The following is a 20855-nucleotide window of genomic DNA, read 5'->3' as shown; positions in this document are numbered from 1 at the left end:
GGCACGTTCAGGAGGGGTACGTGCCGCCTCACCCTTTCTACGTGCGGCTTCCCTTATTGTGGGCACTACCTCCCCCTGAGACATCGAGGGGAAGTTTTCGTATGCGACGTGTTCTGGCCGCGGCCATCCTGCTCGTCCCGGTGGCCGGCTGCGGCAGCACCCCGGCCGAGCCCGCCACAGGCTCGACCGCCGACGAGAAGACCATCACCTGGGGCCCGTGCACGGACATCAAACGTCCGGACGGAGAGAAGCCCGCCAGGCAGGATCCTTCCGTCAAGTGCGGCAAGCTGGCCGTGCCGCTCGACTACGCCAAACCCGACGGCGAGAAGATCGACCTGGCGCTCATCAAGATCCCCGCCGGCGACCCGAAGAAGCGGATCGGCTCGCTGGTGTTCAACTTCGGCGGCCCCGGCGCCTCCGGGGTCGACACGCTCGACCAGGCCGCCAAGACGCTCGGCGGGCTGCGCTCCCGCTACGACCTGGTCAGCTTCGACCCGCGCGGCGTCGAGCGCAGCTCCGGCGTGCGCTGCGGGGACAGCGCCCAGATGGACGAGTTCACCGCGCTCGACACGCTGCCGCCCGACGAGCAGACGCACAAGGAGAGCGAAGCCGCCAACAAGGAGTTCGCCGAGCAGTGCGCCAAGAACTCCGGCAAGATCCTGCCGCACGTCGGCACCGTGAACGCCGCCCGCGACATGGACAGGATGCGCACCGCCCTGGGCGACGCCAAGCTCAACTACCTCGGCATGTCCTACGGCACGCAGCTCGGCGGCGTGTACGCCACGCTGTTCCCGAAGAACGTGGGCCGGATGGTGCTCGACGCGCCGCTCGATCCCACGGTCACCTTCGAGCAGCGCACGCTGGCGCAGACCCGCGGCTTCCAGAAGGCCTACGAGAGCTTTCTGAAGGCGTGCGTGAAGAACAAGCAGTGCGAGGTCGGGACCGACGTCAAGGCCGCCGACGCCAACGTCACCAAGCTGATGAACCAGCTCGCCGCCCAGCCTCTGCAGGTCGGCAACAGGAAGCTCACCCAGGGCCTGGCCTCGACCGGCGTGGCCGCCGCGCTGTACTCGGAGATGACCTGGCCGTTCCTGGAGGCCGCGCTCGGCCAGGCGCTCAAGGGCCAGGGTGACGCGCTGATGTACCTGGCCGACACCTACACCGGACGCGCCGAGGACGGCACCTACTCCACCCAGATGACCAGCTTCCCGGCCATCACCTGCGTGGACACGGCGGAACGTCCGGCCGAGGCCGAGCTGCGGCGCACCGAGGCGGCCGCGCAGAAGATCTCGCCGCTGTTCGGCAGCGAGGGCTCGGGCGGGCTGTGCCGGATGTGGCCGGCCAAGGGCAGCGACCAGGCCAGGCACGTCGACGCCACCGGCTCGGCGCCGATCGTGGTGGTGGGCGGCAAGGGCGACCCGGCCACGCCGTACGAGTGGGCGCCGAAGCTGACCGCCCAGCTCAAGACCGCCACGCTGGTCACCTACGAGGGCGAGGGGCACGGGGCGTACCTGTCGGGCAGCAAGTGCGTGCAGGGCCTGGTGGACGGCTACCTGCTGGAGGGCAAGGTGCCCGGCAAGAACGCGTCCTGCCCGGCCGCCTGAACCGGGAGGGCCCCGCCGCCTGAACCGGCGGGGCCCGGCCGCGTGAATCGAGACCTTGAGGTCCGCGCGCCCTGATCTAAGGTCGGGCGCGTGGACTATCTTTCGCACATCGAGAGCGAGACGGCCCGCGTCGCCGGGCTGATCCGCGGCGCCGACCCCGACACCCCGGTGCCCACCTGCCCCGGCTGGCGGCTGGACGACGTGGTCGTGCACATCGGCACCATGCACCACTGGGTGACGCACATCCTGACCAACCGGGTGCAGGAGCGCATCTGGTCGCGACAGGTGCCCAACGGCCTGGCCGAAGGTCAGCGCGGCGACGCGGAGTGGCTGGCGGCCGGGCTGGCGGGGATGCTGGCCGCGATGCGCGCCACCGACCCCGACACGCCCCTGTGGACCTGGGGCCCGGGCAAGAGGGCCGCCTGGTGGCCGCCGCGCATGCTGTTCGAGCTGGTCATCCACCGCGTGGACGTGGAGCTCGCGCTCGGGATCACCCCCGAGATCGACATCGCGACGGCCGTCGACGGCGTGGCGGAGTTCCTGGAGAACCTCTCGCACGCCGCCTGGGTGACCGGGCCGCTGGCCGAGCTCGGCGTGGAGGGGGCCACGATCCACCTCCACGCCACCGACACCCACGACGGCGAGTGGACGCTCACCCAGGGACCGTCGGGGACGATCACCTGGTCGCGCGGCCACGCCAAGGGCGACACGGCCGTCCGCGGCTCGGCCGCGGACCTGCTGCTCATGCTGTACGGCCGGCGCTCACCGGGCGCGCTGACCGTGTTCGGGGACCGCGACCTGCTCGACCGCTGGCTCGCGGCCGTCAACCTCTGAACCCCCGAAGGGGCATCGGCCTCTGCCCCCTCAAGGGATGGCCCTGGACGCGCCGCCACTCGGCGGTCGGCGGCGTGTCCAGGGCGGTGAACCGCCCACGTGCGGTGCCGGATAGGCGGGGAAGGTGCTTCACCGGCCCGCGAAGGGGGTCATCACCTGCGGTGGAAGATCCCGAAGAGGCTGCCCGAGGTGTCCTGCAGATACGCGAAGTCGGTGCCGGCGCCATCGTCGATCACCATCTTGACCACCTTGCCGCCCAGCGACTCGGTGCGCCTGCATGCCGCCTCCACGTCCGCGACCTGCACGTGGAAGACCGCGTGGTCGGGGAAGTCGCCCTTGGTGTTGAACAGCCCGCCGGCCGGCTGCCCGCCGGCCGGCTGCCCGCCGCCCGGGTAGCCGATCATCCGGTAGTCGATCGGGCCGTCCTCGCGGGAGAACGACCAGCCGAACAGGCCGCCGTAGAAGCGTTCGGCGCCTTCCGGGTCGGCGCTCGCGACCTCGAACCAGGTCACCGTGTTATCCATCGTCATCTCCTCGTTTTCTCGAACAAGACAACGATCTAACGGGTGAGCGACAACCCTATGTCGGTGTTTCCTCTTGACTTATCGAAAAATCAATCGAGCACCGTGCCGTGGACGATCATCTCGGGCACGTCGGTGGCGAAGCCTTCGAGCGGCCGGTCCGGGCACCGTTCGGCGGTGACCGTGGCGGTGGCGATGCGGTCGAGCCTGAACACCCGCACGTCGTCGCGCAGCCGGCACCACGCCACCAGGTACCAGAAGCCGCCGCGCCCGCCCAGGAACACCCCGGGCTCGACGTCGCGCGAGCTGAGCGCGCCCTTGGCGTCGGCGTAGTCGAGCCTGAGCACGCGGCGGCGCAGCAGCGCCTCCTCGATGGCCCGCGAGATGCCCTCGGCGCCGAGCGGCTGGATCTGCGTGTCGGAGTCGGCCGGATGTGAGACGACCTGCACCCGCCTGGCCAGCTCCCTGGCCAGATCGCCCTCCGTGCCCGGCATGGCGGCCACCACCTTGCGCAGCGCGCTGCGCGCGTGCCTGCCGAACGGCTGGTCACCGGCCTGGCTCAGCGCGATCGAGATGGCCACGGCCTCGGCCGGGGTGAAGTTGAGCGGCGGCAACGACATCTTCTTGTCTATCGCATAACCTCCCTTGCGCCCGGGCTCGGCGTAGATCGGCACTCCCGACTCCTGCAGCGCGGTGATGTCGCGCTCGATCGTGCGCACGCTGACCTCGAAACGCCTGGCCAGCTCGCGCGCGGAACGACAGCGAGGAGCGATGGCGCGCAGGTCTTCGACGAGCGCGTAGAGCCGATCGGTACGGTTCACAATCGAGACGTTACGCCGGGCCACCGACAATCGCGGGCCGCCCGCCGGTCTCCGCAGGCCCGCCTCACCGACCGGCAACAGCAGTCTCACGCCAGGGCCACAGCCCCAGCGGCCACCGGCCCGCTCACCTCTCGCGCGTCCAGTCCAGCAGCCGGGTCAGCTCCCAGGTGTTCACCACCCGCTCGGCCTCGATCCCGCACCGCGCGGCCCGCTCGCACCCGAACCGCTGCCAGTCGAGCTGGCCCGGCGCGTGCGCGTCGGAGTCGATGGCGAACAGGCACCCGGCCTCGTACGCCTGCCGCATCAGCCGCTTGGGCGGGTCGAGCCTGTCGGGCCGCGAGTTGATCTCGATGGCCACCCCGAACCGCCGGCAGGCCTCGAAGACGATGTCGGACTCGAACTCCGACTCGGGACGCTTCACCCCGCGCTTGCCCCCGGCCTGGACGACCCGCCCGGTGCAGTGGCCCAGGACGTCCACGTGCGGGTTGGCGATGGCCTGGACCATCCGCCTGGTCATGTCCGCCTCGCCCATGCGCAGCTTGGAGTGCACGCTGGCCACCACCACGTCGAGCCGTTCCAGCAGCTCGGGCTCCTGGTCGAGGCTGCCGTCGAGGTTGACGTCCACCTCGATGCCGGTGAGTATCCTGAACGGCGCCAGCCGCTCGTTGAGCTCGGCCACCACGTCGAGCTGCTTGGTCAGCCGCTCTGCCGACAGGCCCTTGGCGACGGTGAGCCTGGGCGAGTGGTCGGTCAGCGCCCAGTACTCGTGCCCGAGCGCGATCGCCGACTCGGCCATCTCCTCGATCGGCGAGCCGCCGTCCGACCAGTCGGAGTGGCTGTGCAGGTCGCCCTTGAGCGCGGCGCGCAGCGCGGCGGTCTCGGCGTCGAGCTCCACGCCTTTGGTCGCCTGCAATCTCCGCAGATAGGTGGGAACCTGGCCATCGAGTGCCTCGTTGATCACAAGTGTGGTGACCTTCCCGATCCCCGGCAGATCACCCAGCCCGCCGCTGCGCGCCAGCTGGACGAGCCGGTCGCGCGGCAGATCGGCGATGACGGCCGCCGCGTTGCGGAAGGCGCGTACCCGGTAGGTGGGCTCGCCCGCACGTTCCAGCAGGAAGGCGATGTCACGCAGGGCCTTGACGGGTTCCATACGTTGATTGATACCCAAGTGAATCGCAAGCCGCAGGGGTTACGGATTGATGGACGACAACAGCCACCGATAGGCTGTGCGGCCACTGAAAGCAGGAGCTAGATGGCACAACAGCCGCCGAAGTCGCCGCCGCCGCAGGAGCGGAAGGCGTCGAAAGTCATTCCGCTCACCATCCTCGGCGCGTTAAGCGTCATGTTCGTCGGCTATTGCGCGGTCCAGGCGAGCCGGGACGAGGTCACCGCCGACTGCGTCGACATGACCCAGCAACTTCCCGACGGCACCTACCCCATCGTCGACGAGGAATACTGCGACGACGATGACGACGGCACCAGCACCACCTACGTCTACCGGGGCTACAGCGGCGCCTACCGCTGGTACTACGGCGGCACCAGGGTGGGCAACCGGGTGGGCAGCGGCACCATGCTGCGCCCGTCCGACGTCGACATCAGCAGCCGCAACGGCCGCTCGATCCAGCGTGGCGGCTTCGGCAGCAGCTACAGCGACAGCAGCGGGAGCTGAGCCGTGCGCCGCGAACACGGTCTTCCCCGCGAAGGCTGGGAGAAGACGATCGAGAGCCAGGGCCTGGCCTACCACCGGGCCGCGCACCCCGACGGGCTGGTCCGGCCGTACTGGGACGAGTCGGTGCACTACGTCTTCTCGCTGGCTGAGGTGGAGTCGCTGGAGGAGCAGGTCGAGGAGCTGCACGGGATGTGCCTGCGTGCCGTCGAGCACGTGGTCTCCACCGGCCGCTTCGCGGACTTCGCCATCCCCGAGTGGGCGGTGGACGAGGTCGCCCGCTCCTGGGAGCGCCGCGACGGCCACCTGTACGGCCGCTTCGACCTGCGCTACGACGGCACCGGCCCGGCCAAGCTGCTGGAGTACAACGCCGACACGCCCACGTCGCTGGTCGAATCGGCGGTGGTGCAGTGGTTCTGGCTGCAGGACGCCCATCCGGGCGACGACCAGTGGAACTCCATCCACGAGCGGCTGATCGAGCGCTGGGGCGAGCTGCGGCTGCCGCCGGGCCCCACCCACTTCGCCTTCACCAGCCGCGACGAAACCGGCGAAGAGGCGATGACGGTCGCCTACCTGCAGGAGACCGCCGAGCAGGCCGGGCTCCAGACGATCTCCATCGCCATGGAGGACATCGGCTGGGACGCACTCAACCGGCGCTTCGCCGGCATGCAGGACGAGATGATCCGCTCGGTGTTCAAGCTGTACCCGTGGGAGTGGATGCTGGCCGAGGATTTCGGCCGCCACGCGGTGCGGCACGCCACCTGGATCGAGCCGCTGTGGAAGGCGCTGCTGTCGAACAAGGCGCTGCTCGCCGTGTTGTGGGAGCTGTATCCCGGCCACCCCAACCTGCTGCCCGCCTACCTCGACGGGCCGCGCGAGCTCACGTCGTACATCGCCAAGCCGCTGCTGGGCCGCGAGGGCGCCTCGATGCGCATCGTCACCCCTGAGGGCACCCAGGAGACATCCGGCGTCTACGGCCGTGAAGGCTACGTCCACCAGGCTTTCGAGGCGTTGCCCGCCTTCGAGGGCCAGCGGCCCGTGCTCGGCGCCTGGGTGGTCGCCGACGCGGCGGCCGGGCTCGGCATCAGAGAGACCACCGGCTACATCACCGACAACACCTCCTCCTTCGTCCCGCACCGAATCGAGCAATCATGAACAGCACCCTCCTGGAGTTCCTCCTGCGCGGCGCCGGGGCCATCGCCGCCTACGCCGCCGTGGGCGTGATCCTGTTGATCATCGGCTTCTACGTGATCGACTGGGCCACCCCGGGCAAGCTCAGCGAGGTCATCCGCACCGAGCGCAACCCGAACGCGGCCCTGCTCGCCACCTCGGCGATGGGCGCGATCGGGCTGATCGTGGCCGCGTCCATCTGGAGCTCCGGCGGCAAGCTGGTCGAGGGCCTGGCCGCGACGGCCGTGTTCGGCCTGGTCGGCATCGTCATGCAGACGCTGGCCATGCTGGCCTTCGACCGGGTGGTCGGCATCTCCGTCCGCGACCTGGTCAAGGAGTCCGAGCTGCAGCCCGGCGCGCGCATGCTCGCGGTCACCCACGTGGCGATCGGCCTCATCACCGCCGTCGCGGTCATCTGAGGCCGCGTCTGAGCCCGCGCGGCCACCTGGGCGTCGCGGTCATCGGAAACGACCTGGCACTCTAGGAGGCGTGACAGACCGGACTCGGGAGGACACCACACGCAGGCTCGAGCGGGCCATGGGCGCGCTCGGCACGGCGGCGATGGCGCGCATGGACGACCAGCTGCCGTGGTTCCGCGCGCTCAGCGCGGAGGACAGGTCGTGGGTGGGGCTGGTGGCCCAGGCGGGCATCGCCGCGTTCGTGGAGTGGTTCCAGCACGCGGGCGAGAACCGGCCCACTCCCAGCATCGAGTTCTTCGGCACCGCGCCGCGCGAGCTCAAGCGGTCCATCTCGCTGCAGCAGACGGTCGACATCGTCAGGGTCGTGGTCGAGGTCGTCGAGGCGCAGACGCACGAGCTGGCCGCGCCCGGCGGCGAGGACCAGCTCCAGCAGGCCATGTTGCGCTACACCCGCGACGTGGCCTTCGCCGCCGCGCACGTCTACGCCCGCGAGGCCGAGGCCAGGGGCTCGTGGGACGCCAGGCTCGAAGCCCTGATCGTCGACGCGCTGGTGCGCGGCGAGGTGGACGACGGCCTGCACTCCTGGGCCGCGGCGCTCGGCTGGACCTCCTCCCCGGTCGTGGTCATCGCCGGGCACGCCCCCGACGGCGACCCACGCGCGGTCATCGACGGCCTGCGCGAGAAGGGCCGGCGCATCGGCATGGACCTGCTGGCCGGCGTCCAGGCCGACCGGCTCATCATCATCGTGGGCGGCGCGCAGAGCGTCGAGGACGCCACCCGCCAGGTCGTGGCCCGCTTCGGCGCCGGCCCGATCGTGATCGGCCCCGAGGTGCCCGACCTGCACGCGGCCGCCAGGTCGGCCAGGGCCGCGCTGGCCGGGCTGAAGGCGTCGCCTGGCTGGCCCGACGCGCCGCGCCCGGTCCACGCCGAGGACCTGCTGGCCGAACGGGCGCTCGACGGCGACACCGACGCGCGCGAGCAACTGATCGAGAACGTCTATCTCCCGTTGGCCGGAACGCCGCTGCTCGATACGCTGGCCACGTATCTGGAGCAGGGCACCTCACTGGAGGCCACCGCCCGGTTGCTCTTCGTGCATCCGAACACGGTGCGCTACCGGCTGAAGAAGATCACCGAGCTGACCGGCTACCAGCCGACCGAGGGCCGCTCGGCCTTCACCCTCCAGGTCGGGCTCATCCTCGGCAGGCTCTCGGAAAGCGCCGAAATGTGGCGGGCCCTAACGTAACCAGGCCGAAATCCCCACTGTAGGGTTCCTACAAATCACCCAGGACAAAGTTCGTACGGATCTCCATCAACGTGTCGAAGTTCTACAGGGCATGGTGGATTTCGTGCTTGTACTCGTCGCTCCGGGCCAAGGCGCCCAAACCCCAGGCTTCCTGACCCCCTGGCTCGAGCTGCCCGGCCTCGCCGACCGGCTCGCCGGGTGGTCCGACGTGGTCGGGCTCGACCTGATCAAGTACGGCACGGAGGGTGACGCCGACGAGATCCGTGACACCGCCGTCGCCCAGCCGCTGCTCGTGGCCGCCGCGCTGGCCTCGGCCGAGGCGCTGGGCGTCACGCCCGACCTGGTCGCCGGGCACAGCGTCGGCGAGTTCGCCACGGCCGCCCTGTCCGGGTCGCTGACCCCCGAGCAGGCGCTGGCCCTGGTCCGCGAGCGGGCCCAGGCGATGGCCGAGGCCGCCGCCGTCACCCAGACCGGCATGACCGCGGTGCTCGGCGGCGACGAGGCCGAGGTGCTGGCCGCCATCGACAAGCAGGGGCTGACCCCGGCCAACATCAACGGCGCGGGCCAGATCGTGGCCGGCGGAACACTGGAGCAGTTGGCCGCGTTCAAGGAAGACGCACCCGCCCGGGCGCGGCTGATCCCGCTGTCGGTGGCCGGCGCGTTCCACACCCACCACATGGCCCCGGCCGTCGAACGGCTGCGCGCGGCCGCCGCCTCGGTGACGCCCGCCGACCCGTCCGTCAGGCTGCTGCAGAACGCCGACGGCCAGGTCGTCTCCACCGGCGCCGACCTCATGGAGCGCCTGGTCGCCCAGGTCAGCGCCCCCGTCAGGTGGGACTCCTGCGTGGCGGCCATGGCCGAGCTCGGCGTCACCAAGATGATCGAGCTGCTGCCCGGCGGCACGCTGACCGGCCTGGCCAAGCGCGGCCTGCGCGGCGTGCAGACCGTGGCGCTCAAGACCCCCGACGATCTCGACAAGGCCAGGGAGCTGATCAAGTGAGGATCCCCGACGTCTCCCCCGGCGCCAAGGTGCTGGCTCTGGGCCACTACCAGCCGGCCAACATCGTCACCAACGACGATCTGGCCAGGACCATCGACACCGACGACGAGTGGATCCAGACCCGCGTCGGCATCAAGGAACGCCGGGTCGCCGGCGTCGAGGAGTCCCTCGAGGACATGGCCGTCCAGGCTGGCGGCAAGGCGCTGGCCGCCAGCGGCCTGTCCGCCGCCGACATCGACCTGGTCATCGTGGCCACCTGCACGCTCGAGACGCAGATCCCCAACGCCGCCGCGGTCGTGGCGCACCGGCTGGGCATCGAGTCGCCCGGCGCGTTCGACGTCAACGCCGCCTGCTCCGGGTTCTGCTACGCGCTGGCCACCGCCAGCGCCGCCGTGCGCGGCGGCGCCGCCAGGAACGTGCTGGTGATCGGCGCGGAGAAGCTGTCGCAGTGGATCGACTGGACCGACAGGTCCACCGCGGTGATCTTCGCCGACGGCGCCGGAGCCGCCGTGGTGGGCCCGTCGGACATCCCGGGCATCGGCCCGGTCGTGTGGGGCAGCTCCGGCGACAAGTCGGAGGCCATCGCGATCAAGGACCGCGACCACTTCCTGCGCCAGGAGGGCCAGACGGTCTTCCGCTGGGCCACCACCGCGCTCCACCCGGTCGCCAAGGAGGCCTGCGAGCGCGCCGGGGTCGACCCGTCCGAGCTGGCGGCGTTCGTGCCCCACCAGGCCAACCTGCGCATCATCGAGGCGATCGCCCGCAAGCTGGGCGCCGACAAGGCGGTCGTCGCCAAGGACATCGTCCTGGCGGGCAACACCTCGGCCGCCTCGATCCCGCTGGCGCTCTCGCGCATGGTGGAGCGCGGCGAGGTCCGCTCGGGCGACCTGGCGCTGCTGCTCGGCTTCGGCGCCGGCCTGACCTACGCGGGCCAAGTGATCGAGATTCCGTAGGATCCGGTACGACACTTTCGTCGTGCCTGACAGAGCTTGTACGGCGAGAGCCGTGCAGAACCCAGAAGAAATCAAAAGGAGAACCAACGACATGGCTGCCACCGAGCAGGAGATCCTCGCGGGCCTCGGCAAGATCATCAACGAGATCACCGGCATCCCGGCCGCCGAGGTGACCCCCGAGAAGTCCTTCGTGGACGACCTCGACATCGACTCCCTGTCCATGGTCGAGATCGCCGTGGCCGCCCAGGACGAGTTCGGCGTCGAGATCCCCGACGACCAGCTCAAGAACCTGAAGACGGTCAAGGACGTCCTCAACTTCATCCAGGGCTGAAAGCCTCTCTGACCCACCCGCCTGACCTTTGAAGGAGCGAGAAACGTGAGTGTGAACCGGGTACGAGTCGTCGTCACCGGGCTTGGCGCGACGACGCCCGTCGGTGGAGACGTCACCTCGACCTGGTCGGCGCTCCTCGCCGGTCAGTCGGGCGTCAAGGCTCTCACCGCGGACTGGATCGACACCGTCCCCGTGAAGTTCGCGGGGACGGCCGCGGTCGACCCGACCGAGGTGCTGCCGCGGCCCGAGTCGCGCCGGCTCGACCGCAGCGAGCAGTTCGCCATGGTCGCCGCCCGGGAGGCCTGGCAGGACGCCGGGGCCCCCGAGGTGGCGCCCGAGCGGCTGGGCGTCGTGGTCTCCAGCGGCATCGGCGGCATCACCACCACGCTGACCGCCTACGACACCTACCGGGAGCGCGGCTGGAACCGGCTGTCGCCCTTCACGGTGCCGATGCTCATGCCGAACGGCCCCGCCGCCTGGATCGGGCTCGACCGCGGCGCCCAGGCCGGCGTGCACGCCACCGTGTCGGCCTGCGCCTCGGGCGCCGAGGCCATCGGCTACGCGATGGACATGATCAGGGCCGGCCGCGCCGACGTGGTGATCGCCGGCGGCACCGAGGCCGCGATCCACGGGCTCAACATGGCGGCCTTCGCCGCCGCCCGCGCGATGTCCACCCGTAACGACGACCCTGAGGGCGCCTCGCGTCCCTGGGACCGCGACCGCGACGGGTTCGTGCTCGGCGAGGGCGCCGGCATCATCGTGCTGGAGTCCGAGGAGCACGCCAAGGCCAGGGGCGCGCGGATCTACGCCTACGCCGCCGGCGTCGGCTACTCCGCCGACTCGCACCACATCACGCAGCCCGAGCCCGAGGGCCGGGGCATCATCATGGCGATGACCCAGGCGCTCAACGACGCCGGCATCACCGGCAACGACGTCAAGCACGTCAACGCGCACGCCACCTCCACCCCGGCGGGCGACGTCACCGAGGTGCAGGCCGTGGCCAAGGCCATCGGCAGCCACCCGCTGGTGACCTCGACCAAGTCCATGACCGGGCACCTGCTCGGCGGCGCCGGCGGCATCGAGTCCGTGTTCGCCATCAAGGCGCTGCAGGAGCGGATCGTCCCCGCCACGATCAACCTCGACAACCTCGACGACGGCATCGACGTGGACCTGGTCCACGGCGAGAACCGCGCGCTGCCTCAGGGCGACATCGCCGCGGTCAACAACTCGTTCGGTTTCGGCGGTCACAACGTGACCGTCGTATTCAAGGGGGCTTAATGACCGTGCTCGACAACCGGGTGGTGGCGGCGGGTTCCGACCAGGAGCCCGCGGATCCTCGCGATCCCGTCATCCGCCTCACCGCGTTGCTCGACGAAGGCACACTGCGACTGATCACTCCCGAGGACAAGAGCGGCGTCCAGGCCGCCATGGGCCGGATCGAGGGGGTGCCGGTCGTCGCCTTCTGCAGCGACGCCCGTTTCCAGGGCGGCGCGATGGGCAGCGAAGGTTGCGAGCACATCGTGCACGCCTACGACGTGGCCGTCCGTGAACGGGTGCCGGTCATCGGAATCTGGCACTCCGGCGGTGCGCGACTCGCCGAAGGCGTCGAGTCGCTGCACGCCGTCGGCCGGGTGTTCGCCGCCATGACCAAGGCCTCGGGCGTGGTCCCGCAGCTGTCCGTGGTCGTCGGCGCGGCGGCCGGCGGCGCCGCCTACGGCCCGGCGCTGACCGACCTGGTGATCCTGGCCGACACCGGCCGCATCTTCGTCACCGGCCCCGACGTGGTGCGCAGCGTCACCGGCGAGGACGTCGACTCGGCCGCCCTGGGCGGCGCCGAGCCGCACAGCAGGCGCAGCGGCGTCGTCCACGTCGTCACCAAGACCGAGACCGAGGCCTACGTGCAGGCGCGCAGGCTCGCCTCGCTGCTCGGCCACCAGGGCCGGGTCCGCGCCGGCGAGGTCGAGGACGTCGACTTCTCCACGCTGCTGCCCGAGTCCCCGCGCCGCGCCTACGACGTCAAGCCGCTGGTGAACGGCCTGCTCGACGAGGCCGGCATCGAGCTGCACCCCAAGTGGGCGCCGAACGTCGTCACCACGCTCGGCCGGCTCGGCGGCCGGACCGTGGGCGTGGTCGCCAACAACCCGATGCGGCTCGGGGGCTGTCTCGACGCCACGTCCGCCGAGAAGGCCGCCCGATTCGTTCGTATGTGTGACGCCTTCGGCGTCCCGCTGGTTGTCCTCGTGGACGTGCCGGGTTACCTGCCCGGCGTCGGCCAGGAGCACGACGGCGTGGTGCGCCGCGGCGCCAAGCTGCTGCACGCCTTCGCCGAGGCGTCCGTGCCGCGGGTCACGCTGGTCACGCGCAAGGCGTACGGCGGGGCGTACATCGCGATGAACTCCCGCTCGCTGGGCGCCACGAAGGTGTTCGCCTGGCCGACCGCCGAGGTCGCGGTCATGGGCCCGGTGGCGGCGGTGCGCGTGCTCAAGCGGCGCGAGCTGGCCGCCGCTCCCGAGGAGGAGCGGGCCGAGCTGGAGCAGCGCCTGGCCGCCGAGCACGAGAAGCTGGCCGGCGGCCTCGACCGGGCCAGAGACCTGGGCGTCATCGACGAGGTGATCAAGCCCGAGGAGACCAGGGGCGCCATCGCCAGGCTACTCGCCCGGGCCACCCCGGCCAGGGGCGCGCACGGCAACATCCCCTTGTAGAACCTTCGCGAAGGCCCCGCACCGTGCCACGGTGCGGGGCCTTCGCGCGTGTCCGGCCGGGTGGTCCGGGACGGCGCCGGGATAGGCGGGTCGTCCGGGATGGCGCCAGGGCAAGCGGGGCGTCCGGGATGGCGCCAGGGACCGGATCGTCCGGGTGGCGCCCGGGGTCAGACGGCGGCGTGCAGCCAGCGCACCGGGGCGCCGTCGCCCGCGTATCTGAACGGCTCCAGCTCCTCGTCCCACGGCCGGCCGAGCAGCTTGTCGAGCTCCTCCTCCAGCACGCACCGGCCCTGCCCGGCCATCATCATCACCGCGCGCAGCCGGTCTTCGGGGATCATGATGTCGCCTGCCGCGCCGATGACCGCGGTGAACGCGCCCAGCGTCGGCGTGTAGGCATGTCGGGTGCCGTCGACGCCCGGCGAGGCGTCCTCGGTGATCTCGAATCTGAGGCGCTGCCAGCCCATGAGCGAGGAGGCGATGGCCGCGGCGATTCCCGGCCTGCCTTCCCATTCGGCCTGCGCCCGCACGACGTTGGGCGCGGCGGGCTGCGGCGTCCACGTCAGATCTACGGGCACGCCAAGGACACCCGCGACTGCCCATTCGATGTGAGGGCACAGCGCGGGCTGAGCCGAGTGGACGTAAAGGACGCCACGAGCAGACACCGGACCTCCCGTTTCGGTACGAGGTGCGCCTTCCCCAACGGCCTCGCCCCGGGATGATCACAAGTGACTAGGGAGAGACTACCGTCGGTCGCTATCCGACACCAGAGGGGGGCCATACCAACTTGGTGAGGGAGTGACATGTGACACTCGCCGACGTGGGGAAACATACCCCGCCATGGACATCCAATCAGTCGGCGAGGCGTACATCAGGCCAGGTCAGATACTGACCGACCGGTCCGCACTGTCCGCCGCATCCCGCTGGACCCAGGCGGTCGCCGAGGCCGACGGCGTGTGCGTGGTGCACCTGTCGGACGGCGCCGACCCCTGCGAGATCACGAACGAGTTGCGGGAACAGGGCTTCCGTGCCTCACCCAACCACGTGCTCTCCGGCCAGCCCCTGTTCTTCGGTGGTCCGGCCTCCAGGCCCTTCCCCACGCCGCCCATCTCGTTCAAGCCGGGGCCGGGCCGATCCGGCAGGGACCGTTCCGACGTGGTCGTGGGCCTGCTCGACACCGGCGTGGCCAAGCACCCCTGGTGGTCGGGCACCGACTGGTACGCCAGGCTCGGCCCGGACGAGGCCGACGCGACCGAGGGCGAGCAGGCCGGGCACGGCACGTTCATCGCGGGGTTGCTGGTGCGTCAGGCGCCCGGCGCGGCGCTGCGGGTGCGCCGGGTGCTCGGCGGCGACGGGATCGGCGACGAGGCGGGCGTGGTGCGGGCGCTGAACCGCCTGCGCGACGATCCGCCGCAGGTGCTCAACCTGTCCTTCGGATGTCACAGCTTCGACGACCGGCCGCCGCCCCTGCTGGCCGACGCGGTCGCCGCGCTGAGCGACACGGTCACCGTGGCCTGCGCCGGCAACACCGCCTCCGACCGGCCGTTCTGGCCCGCCGCGCTGCCCTGCGCGGTCGGCGTGGCCGCGGTCGACGGCACCGAGCGGCACCGCGCGCCCTTCTCCGGCTTCGGCACCTGGGTCGACGCGTGCGCCAGCGGCGACTGGCTCGACAGCAGCTACCTGGACCTCGGCGAGTTCCGCGGCTACGCGGCCTGGAGCGGCACGTCGTTCGCGAGCGCCCTGGTGGCCGGCGCGATCGCCGACGCGGCCAGGCACGAACCGGCCAAGGAAGCGGCCGCGCGGATGCTCGACCCCGAGGGCTCCCGGCAAATTCCGGATCTGGGGGTTCTCGTTCCCACGAGTCTGTAGAGTTTACGCTCAGTCCTCAGGCGATCACGAGGAGCCAGGATGAGTCCTTTGTGCCGGGTGGAAGGAGGGCGCGTGCACGACACCCGTTCACCCGCGGAGCTGCTCAAAGCGGCGGCCGACGGTGACCGGCTGGCCTGGGACGAGCTTGAGTCCAGGTTCGGGCCGCGCATGTGGGCGGTCGCCCGCGCGTGTGGCCTGAACGAAGCCGATGCGGCGGACGTGGTCCAGGGTTCCTGGCTGCGGCTGCTCGAGAACATGCACACGATCAGGGATCCGGCGAGCGTCGGCGCGTGGCTGGCGACCACCGCGCGTCGTGAGGCGCTGTCGCTGATCAGGAGGGAGCCCATCGGGCCCGCCTCCTTCGAGGTCGCGTTCGACCCTGATCCGGCGTCCGCCGTCCTGGAGGCCGACGGCGGCCGTTCGCTCTGGCAGTGGGTCTCCGGTTTGAAAGAGCCTTGCCGCACGCTTCTCCAGCTGGTCGCCACAGATCTCGGCAACCAGCAGATGGCGCTGCGGTTGGGCATTCCCCTGGGCAGCGTCGGGCCGACGAGGGCCCGATGTCTCGAGAAACTGCGCATTCTGCTCTCAAAACAGGAGACGGCGCAATGAGTGACGACGAGTATTTTCTGGCGGCGCTTCGTCTGGCCGCCGGGCATGATCCGATCCCCGACCACGTGTCCCTGTCAGGTCGCGATGTCTACGGGTTGCGGATCCCCCAGGCGCGGACCGCCACTCCCGCCGAAGCCGCCGCCACCAGCGGCGTTCGCGGGCCGCACGGCTCCCACCTGGTCCGATTCCAGCTGTCAGGTTTTCTCTTCGATCTGGAGGTGACGGTAGGCGACGGCCTCATCGATGTCGCGGGGCACGTTTCCCCCCTGCCTGAAGAGGGCACCCACGTCGATGTAAGGACACCCCATCTGACGCTCTCAAGGCGTCTACAAGAGACCGGCCAGTTCGCTGTCACCGGGCTGCCTCCGGGCTGGCTCAGTGTGGTGTGCTATCGACCTGGCCGCGCACCCGTGCAGTCGAAATGGGTGCGCATCCGTCCGTGACCGAGCGTACGGAGCCGGGAGAGCCGCGCTCTCTCCTGGCTCCCCACCGCAACGACCAGGGGACGCCATGAGCGCCACCGCGCAGGCAGGGCGACTGTCCCGGCATCTCGATCTGTTGGTCAGAGCGGCCGAGGCGGCCGTGATGAGGTCGCTGATCGACCCCGGCCAGGCCCTCAGCGTCGGCCGTACCGTGCTCACCGCCGCCCGCCGGGCCGGCGCCGCGGAGGCCGTCGTGGTGGCCTTGCGCGCGATGGCCCTGGCCGCGCGTGAGCTGGGCGACCTGCAGGCGGCCGAGCACTATCTCAGACAGGCCATCGGCACCACCGGCGCGCCGCAGGAGCGGCTGGCGCAGGCCAGGCTGTCGCTGGTCACCGTACGCACCGAGCGCGGGCACCCCTTGCAGGCCCTGCGCGTCGCGGCCCTGGCCTGGGCCTACCTGTCTCCGCTCGATCGGGCCAAGCTCGACACCCAGCGCGCGGTCGCGCTCGCCCATCTGGGCCGCTACCAGGAGGCCATCGCCTCGTGCGACCGTTCGCTGGCCGCCCTGATGTCGGCCCCCGGCTCGCTCGACGACCGCAGGTTCCTGGCCGGCGGGCTGCTCAACCGGGGCGTGGTCAACGCCTACCGGGCCGACTGGGATTCGGCGATGCGCGACATCGAGGAGTGCCTGCGCATCGCGCAGGAGGCCGGGCTCGACCATCTGGCCAGGCTGGCCGCGGCGAACCTGCCGTTCCTCGCGGTGCGGCGCGGCGACGTCGCCGCCGCCTTCGGCCACTACCGCGCCGCCGAGGAGACCCTGCGCGGCTTTCCCGAGCGGCTGGCCGCGATGCGCGCCGACCTGGCCGGCGCGCTGCTGGCCGCCCATCTGCCCGGTGAGGCCAGAGCGATGCTGAGCCTGGCAGTGCCCGATCTGGAGGCGTCCGGCTCGCACGCGGCGCTGGCCGAGGCGCGGCTCAAGCTGGCCCAGGTCGAGCTGCTGACCGGCGACGCGCGCCAGGCACGGCAGGTCGCCGAGCAGGCCGCGCGCGAGCTGACCGAACAGGACCGCAAGTCGTGGCTGCCGCTGGCCACCGAGGTCATCCTGCGCGCCAGGCTGGAGCTCGAACCCACCACCCCGGCCCTGCTCGGTGAGCTGATCGGGTGCGCCGACGAGCTGGAGGACGCCGCGTCGTGCCTGGACGGAGCGGCGGCGCTGCGGCTGGCCGCGGCCGAGGCGGCGCTGGCGCTCGACGATCATCCGACGGCCTCGGCCCAGCTCGCCCACCTCACCGTACATGCCAAGCGCGAGCGCGAGCGGTGGGTGCCGGCCGGCGCCCGGCTCACCTCGCTGGCCTCGGAACTGCAGGCCAGGCAGCTCGCGCAGGCCTCGCAGATCCCGTCGGTGGTACGCCAGCACGCGCTCGCGCTCGAAGCGGCGCTGCAGGAGGACATCACCGCCGCCTTCCGGGCGGTCAACGAGGGGCTGGCCCGGGTGGGCGAGCAGGTGGAGACGTTCGACGACCCGTCGCTGCGCGCGCACGCGGCCAGGGCGGGCGAGCGGCTGGCCGCCTTCGGACTGGGGCTGGCCGTGCGCGACGGGTGCGCGGGCGAGGTGTTCGAGTGGGCGGAGCGGTGGCGGGCCGTCACCGCCCCCGCGCACGCCGGGGAACCGATCGAGGCCGAGCAGGCGCGGGCCGCGCTGGGCGGCTCCGCGCTGGTGGAGTTCGTCACCGACGACGACTCACTGCTGGCCGTGGTCATCTCCGGCACGCGGGTGCTGCTGCGCAGGCTGGGCGCGCTGGGGCCGATCAACGAGGCCGTCGCCCGGCTGCGTTACGCGCTGCGCCGGCTGAGCCTGGGCGACGGCGACGGCGAGCTCAGGCCGGCCGCCGAGGAACTCGATCGGCTGCTGCTGCGCCCGCTGGCGGCCGAGCTCGGCGACCGGCCGCTGGTGATCGTGCCGGTGGGGCTGCTGCACACGCTGCCGTGGAACGCGCTGCCCGGGTTGCGTGATCGTCCGGTGAGTGTGGCGGCGAGCGCGTCCGCCTGGTTGAAGGCCAGGGTGTACGCGTTCGCGACGCCCGCGCCGGTGGTGATGGCGGCGGCGGGTCCGGCGCTCGCGCACGCGGGCGAGGAGGTGGAGCGGGTGCTGGCCTGCCACCCCGGGGCCCGGCGGCTGCCCGGCCGCACCGGCGCGGTGCTGGCCGCGCTCGGCCAGTGCGACGTGCTGCATCTGGCGGCGCATGGCGTGTTCAACGCGCGCAGCCCGCTGCTGTCCGGCATCACACTCGACGACGGCCAGCTCATGGCCTATGACCTGCTGAACCTGGCGCGCTCGCCCCGGCTGGTGGCGTTGTCGGCGTGCGACTCCGGCCTGGCCCGCGCGCCGTCGGAGGGCGCGCCGCTGGGCCTGGCCGGGACGTTCCTCGCCCATGGCACGGCCTGTGTGGTTGCCGGGCTGGTGCCGGTGCGCGACGAGGCCGCGCTGAGCGTGATGACGGCCTTCCACGAGCTGGTGGCGGCCGGGCAGGCGCCCGACGCGGCGCTGGCCACGGCCTCGGCCAAGACCGGGGTGCCGGGGTTCGTGTGCTTCGGCGCGGGCGACCGGCCGGTGGTGGGCCGTTCCGAGGCGGATCAGCCGGTCGTGGGCCGCGCTCCCGCGGATCAGCCCGTGGTGGGCCGTACTCCGGCAAATCAGCCGGTCGTGGACCTTGCTCCGGCCGATCAGCCCGTGGTGGGCCGTGCTCCGGCGGATCAGCCGGTGGTGGCGACGGGCCTGGACGGGTCGGCGACCCAGTTGGACCACGAGCCGACGTAGAGCGCGGCGGGCACGCCGGCCAGCTCCAGCGCGAGCACCTGGTGCGCGGCCGTCACGCCGGAACCGCAGTACGCCCCGGCCCTGGTGCCCGCGCCGACGCCCAGCGCGGCGAAGCGGGCCCGCAGCGCGGCCGGGTCGAGGAACCTGCCGTCGGGGCCGACGTTCTCGGTGGTCGGCGCGCTGACCGCGCCGGGGACGTGCCCTGCGACGGGGTCGATGGGCTCGGTCTCGCCCCGGTAGCGGGCGCCGGCCCTGGCATCGAGCAGCACACCGGTACGGGCCAGCGCGGCGGCCTCGTCGGCGCTCAGCGTCGGCATCCCGCCCGGCGTGGCGGTGAAGTCTCCAGGCTCGACCACCGGCTCTTCCGTGGTGGTCGGCAGCCCGGCGGCGGCCCAGGCGTCGAGCCCGCCGTCGAGCACCCGGACGTCGGTGTGGCCGAAGTAACGCAGGTTCCACCAGGCCCGGGCGGCGATCGTGGAGCCGGTGTCGTCGTAGACCACGACCGGGTGGCCGTCGCGCACGCCCAGGCGGCGCATCGCCCGCTGGAACGGCTCGGTCTCCGGCAGCGGATGCCGGCCCTCCTTGCCCGGGGCCGCGGCCAGGTCGGCGTCGAGGTCGCAGTAGGCCGCGCCGGGCAGGTGGCCGGCGCGGTACAGCTCGATCCCGGGCGGGCCGCCGAGCCGCGAGCGCACGTCGAGCAGGGTCACGCCGTCGAACGCGGCGAGTTCGGCCGCGGTGATCAGCGGGCTCATCGGTTGGAGACCTCCAGAAGCGGGACGTACTGCTCGGCGGGCGTCATCGAGCCGTGGTAGCCGGTGAACAGCGCCTCGATCTTGTGCCGTTTCGGCGCGGTGATGGCCAGGTCGTCGCTCGGGACGGCGATCACGTCGCCGATGCGGGCCAGCCAGCGGTGCTGCACGCGCGGGCCGAACCAGCCGAAGTCGACGGCCTCCTGCCTGGAGACCACCCACGCCTTGCCGCGCAGGGTCTCGCGCCAGGCATCGAGCACGTGCTCGGCCGCGCCGGGCGCGGCGTAGACGTGGCGTGCCCTGGCCTCGCCGCCCAGCATGGCCACTCCTTCGCACAGCTCGGGCATCTGCTCGGCGTCGATCTTCTCGCCGGCGTTCACCATACCGTGATCGGCGGTGACGTAGAGTGCGGCGCCCGGAGGCAGGCCCTCGGCCAGCCGCCTGGCCATGTCGTCGACGATGGCCAGCTGGTCGAGCCATTGCGGGCTGCCCCAGCCCACCATGTGGCCGACGCTGTCGAGGTCGCTGTAGTAGACGGTGACGAACGCCCTGGGCTCGCGCAGCGCCTCGAGTGCCCGGGTGACGCGCTCGTCGGCGCTCTCCGCGGCCCGGTAGCGCACGCCCCGGTAGACGGCCTGGGTCAGCCCGGTGCCTTCGTATTCGGCCGGGCCCACGTAGATGGGGTCGAGCCCGCCCCGCGCGGCCCGCTGGAAGACGGTCTCGGTGGGCTGCCAGTCGACCGGGTCCATGACCATCTTGTCGGGCAGGGTCCAGCGCAGGCAGTTGAACAGGTGGCCGGTGCCGGGCACGGCCAGCATCAGCCCGAGCATGCCGTGCTCGCCCGGGGGCACGCCAGTGCCGAGTGAGCACAGGCTGGTGACGGTGGTGGCGGGGAACCCGGACGTCAGCGTGCGGTCGGTCAGCTCGGCCAGGAAGGGCGCCCGGTCGGGATGGGCGCGCAGCAGCTCGGCCCCGAGCCCGTCGACGAGGAACACACAGGCCCGCTCCAGCGGGTCGAGACCCAGCGCGTTGGACTCGCCGACCCCCAGCGCGGCCAGCAGCGACCCGGGGAGATCCGCCAACGACGCGCCGCCATACCCAGGCACCAACGGCCGCTCCATCCTCTG

21 protein-coding genes are annotated in these 20855 nt (G+C 71.7%); 15 read left to right on the top strand and 6 right to left on the bottom strand.

Going from position 1 to position 20855, the window contains the following annotated elements:
• Nucleotides 1-101 precede the first annotated feature (101 nt).
• Together HII36_RS04530 and HII36_RS04525 are read left to right on the top strand one after the other, a co-directional pair.
• Nucleotides 102-1604, top strand: a complete 1503-nt coding sequence (locus HII36_RS04530; RefSeq protein WP_173521748.1) for an alpha/beta hydrolase — start codon at nucleotides 102-104, stop codon at nucleotides 1602-1604.
• A 90-nt stretch (nucleotides 1605-1694) separates the two neighbouring features.
• Nucleotides 1695-2438 carry a maleylpyruvate isomerase family mycothiol-dependent enzyme gene (locus HII36_RS04525; RefSeq protein ID WP_173521747.1) on the top strand — a complete coding sequence of 248 codons (744 nt, stop codon included), beginning with the start codon at nucleotides 1695-1697 and terminating at the stop codon, nucleotides 2436-2438.
• 152 nt (nucleotides 2439-2590) lie between these two features.
• Here HII36_RS04525 and HII36_RS04520 read toward each other — a convergent pair whose 3' ends face one another.
• The 3 genes from HII36_RS04520 to HII36_RS04510 form a co-directional block, all read right to left on the bottom strand.
• On the bottom strand, nucleotides 2591-2962 hold the full coding sequence (locus HII36_RS04520) for a VOC family protein (protein WP_173521746.1): 372 nt from the start codon (nucleotides 2960-2962) through the stop codon (nucleotides 2591-2593).
• A gap of 89 nt (nucleotides 2963-3051) precedes the next feature.
• Nucleotides 3052-3780, bottom strand: coding sequence for a helix-turn-helix transcriptional regulator (locus HII36_RS04515; RefSeq protein ID WP_173521745.1), 729 nt, complete (start codon nucleotides 3778-3780; stop codon nucleotides 3052-3054).
• A 124-nt stretch (nucleotides 3781-3904) separates the two neighbouring features.
• The gene (locus HII36_RS04510) at nucleotides 3905-4930 is read right to left on the bottom strand and encodes a PHP domain-containing protein (protein ID WP_173521744.1); all 1026 of its coding nucleotides are present in this window, start codon (nucleotides 4928-4930) and stop codon (nucleotides 3905-3907) included.
• 102 nt (nucleotides 4931-5032) lie between these two features.
• On the opposite strand from HII36_RS04510, the gene HII36_RS04505 reads away from it, so the two are divergent.
• The 9 genes from HII36_RS04505 (at nucleotide 5033) to HII36_RS04465 (ending at nucleotide 13264) form a co-directional block, all read left to right on the top strand.
• Nucleotides 5033-5449 (top strand): hypothetical protein, encoded by a 417-nt coding sequence (locus tag HII36_RS04505; RefSeq protein ID WP_173521743.1) that lies wholly within the window; start codon nucleotides 5033-5035, stop codon nucleotides 5447-5449.
• Nucleotides 5450-5452: 3 nt separating this feature from the next.
• On the top strand, nucleotides 5453-6601 hold the full coding sequence (locus tag HII36_RS04500) for a glutathionylspermidine synthase family protein (RefSeq protein WP_173521742.1): 1149 nt from the start codon (nucleotides 5453-5455) through the stop codon (nucleotides 6599-6601).
• A complete protein-coding gene (locus tag HII36_RS04495) occupies nucleotides 6598-7035 on the top strand; it encodes a DUF350 domain-containing protein (protein WP_173521741.1) in 438 nt (145 codons plus the stop codon). Before HII36_RS04500 ends, HII36_RS04495 begins: the two co-directional genes overlap by 4 nt.
• A 118-nt stretch (nucleotides 7036-7153) precedes the next feature.
• Nucleotides 7154-8278 (top strand): PucR family transcriptional regulator, encoded by a 1125-nt coding sequence (locus HII36_RS04490; protein WP_173521778.1) that lies wholly within the window; start codon nucleotides 7154-7156, stop codon nucleotides 8276-8278.
• 103 nt (nucleotides 8279-8381) lie between these two features.
• Nucleotides 8382-9278 (top strand): ACP S-malonyltransferase, encoded by an 897-nt coding sequence (locus tag HII36_RS04485; RefSeq protein WP_173521740.1) that lies wholly within the window; start codon nucleotides 8382-8384, stop codon nucleotides 9276-9278.
• A complete protein-coding gene (locus tag HII36_RS04480) occupies nucleotides 9275-10231 on the top strand; it encodes a beta-ketoacyl-ACP synthase III (protein WP_173521739.1) in 957 nt (318 codons plus the stop codon). The genes HII36_RS04485 and HII36_RS04480 overlap by 4 nt, the downstream gene beginning before the upstream one ends.
• A gap of 91 nt (nucleotides 10232-10322) precedes the next feature.
• Nucleotides 10323-10562: an acyl carrier protein gene (locus HII36_RS04475; RefSeq protein WP_173521738.1), complete on the top strand. Its 240-nt coding sequence runs from the start codon at nucleotides 10323-10325 to the stop codon at nucleotides 10560-10562.
• 51 nt (nucleotides 10563-10613) lie between these two features.
• The gene (gene fabF, locus HII36_RS04470) at nucleotides 10614-11840 is read left to right on the top strand and encodes a beta-ketoacyl-ACP synthase II (protein WP_173521777.1); all 1227 of its coding nucleotides are present in this window, start codon (nucleotides 10614-10616) and stop codon (nucleotides 11838-11840) included.
• Nucleotides 11840-13264 (top strand): acyl-CoA carboxylase subunit beta, encoded by a 1425-nt coding sequence (locus HII36_RS04465; protein ID WP_173521737.1) that lies wholly within the window; start codon nucleotides 11840-11842, stop codon nucleotides 13262-13264. The genes fabF and HII36_RS04465 overlap by 1 nt, the downstream gene beginning before the upstream one ends.
• Nucleotides 13265-13431: 167 nt before the next feature.
• On the opposite strand, the gene HII36_RS04460 is transcribed toward HII36_RS04465, so the two are convergent.
• Nucleotides 13432-13926, bottom strand: a complete 495-nt coding sequence (locus HII36_RS04460) for a DUF3145 domain-containing protein (protein WP_173521736.1) — start codon at nucleotides 13924-13926, stop codon at nucleotides 13432-13434.
• A 175-nt stretch (nucleotides 13927-14101) separates the two neighbouring features.
• Between HII36_RS04460 and HII36_RS04455 the strand changes: the two genes are divergently transcribed.
• The 4 genes from HII36_RS04455 to HII36_RS04440 all read left to right on the top strand — a co-directional run bounded on the left by HII36_RS04455 (nucleotide 14102) and on the right by HII36_RS04440 (nucleotide 18979).
• Nucleotides 14102-15130: a S8 family peptidase gene (locus HII36_RS04455; protein WP_173521735.1), complete on the top strand. Its 1029-nt coding sequence runs from the start codon at nucleotides 14102-14104 to the stop codon at nucleotides 15128-15130.
• 72 nt (nucleotides 15131-15202) lie between these two features.
• Nucleotides 15203-15739 (top strand): RNA polymerase sigma factor, encoded by a 537-nt coding sequence (locus HII36_RS04450; protein WP_328807589.1) that lies wholly within the window; start codon nucleotides 15203-15205, stop codon nucleotides 15737-15739.
• Entirely contained in the window at nucleotides 15736-16182 is a 447-nt protein-coding gene (locus tag HII36_RS04445) for a hypothetical protein (RefSeq protein ID WP_173521733.1), read from the top strand. Before HII36_RS04450 ends, HII36_RS04445 begins: the two co-directional genes overlap by 4 nt.
• A gap of 142 nt (nucleotides 16183-16324) precedes the next feature.
• A complete protein-coding gene (locus HII36_RS04440) occupies nucleotides 16325-18979 on the top strand; it encodes a CHAT domain-containing protein (protein ID WP_173521732.1) in 2655 nt (884 codons plus the stop codon).
• Here the strand turns inward: HII36_RS04440 and HII36_RS04435 are convergent.
• Both HII36_RS04435 and HII36_RS04430 read right to left on the bottom strand, forming a co-directional pair.
• Entirely contained in the window at nucleotides 18916-19731 is an 816-nt protein-coding gene (locus HII36_RS04435; RefSeq protein WP_173521731.1) for a sulfurtransferase, read from the bottom strand. The genes HII36_RS04440 and HII36_RS04435 overlap by 64 nt on opposite strands.
• A complete protein-coding gene (locus HII36_RS04430; protein WP_173521730.1) occupies nucleotides 19728-20849 on the bottom strand; it encodes an alkaline phosphatase family protein in 1122 nt (373 codons plus the stop codon). The genes HII36_RS04435 and HII36_RS04430 overlap by 4 nt, the downstream gene beginning before the upstream one ends.
• Between the last annotated feature and the right edge of the window lie 6 nt (nucleotides 20850-20855).

It is taken from the genome of Nonomuraea antri, from assembly GCF_013283785.1.
In the GTDB taxonomy this organism is placed as follows: domain Bacteria; phylum Actinomycetota; class Actinomycetes; order Streptosporangiales; family Streptosporangiaceae; genus Nonomuraea; species Nonomuraea antri.
The sequence above is the reverse complement of the archived record's forward strand: the minus strand, read 5'-3'. Positions and strand labels throughout refer to the sequence as shown.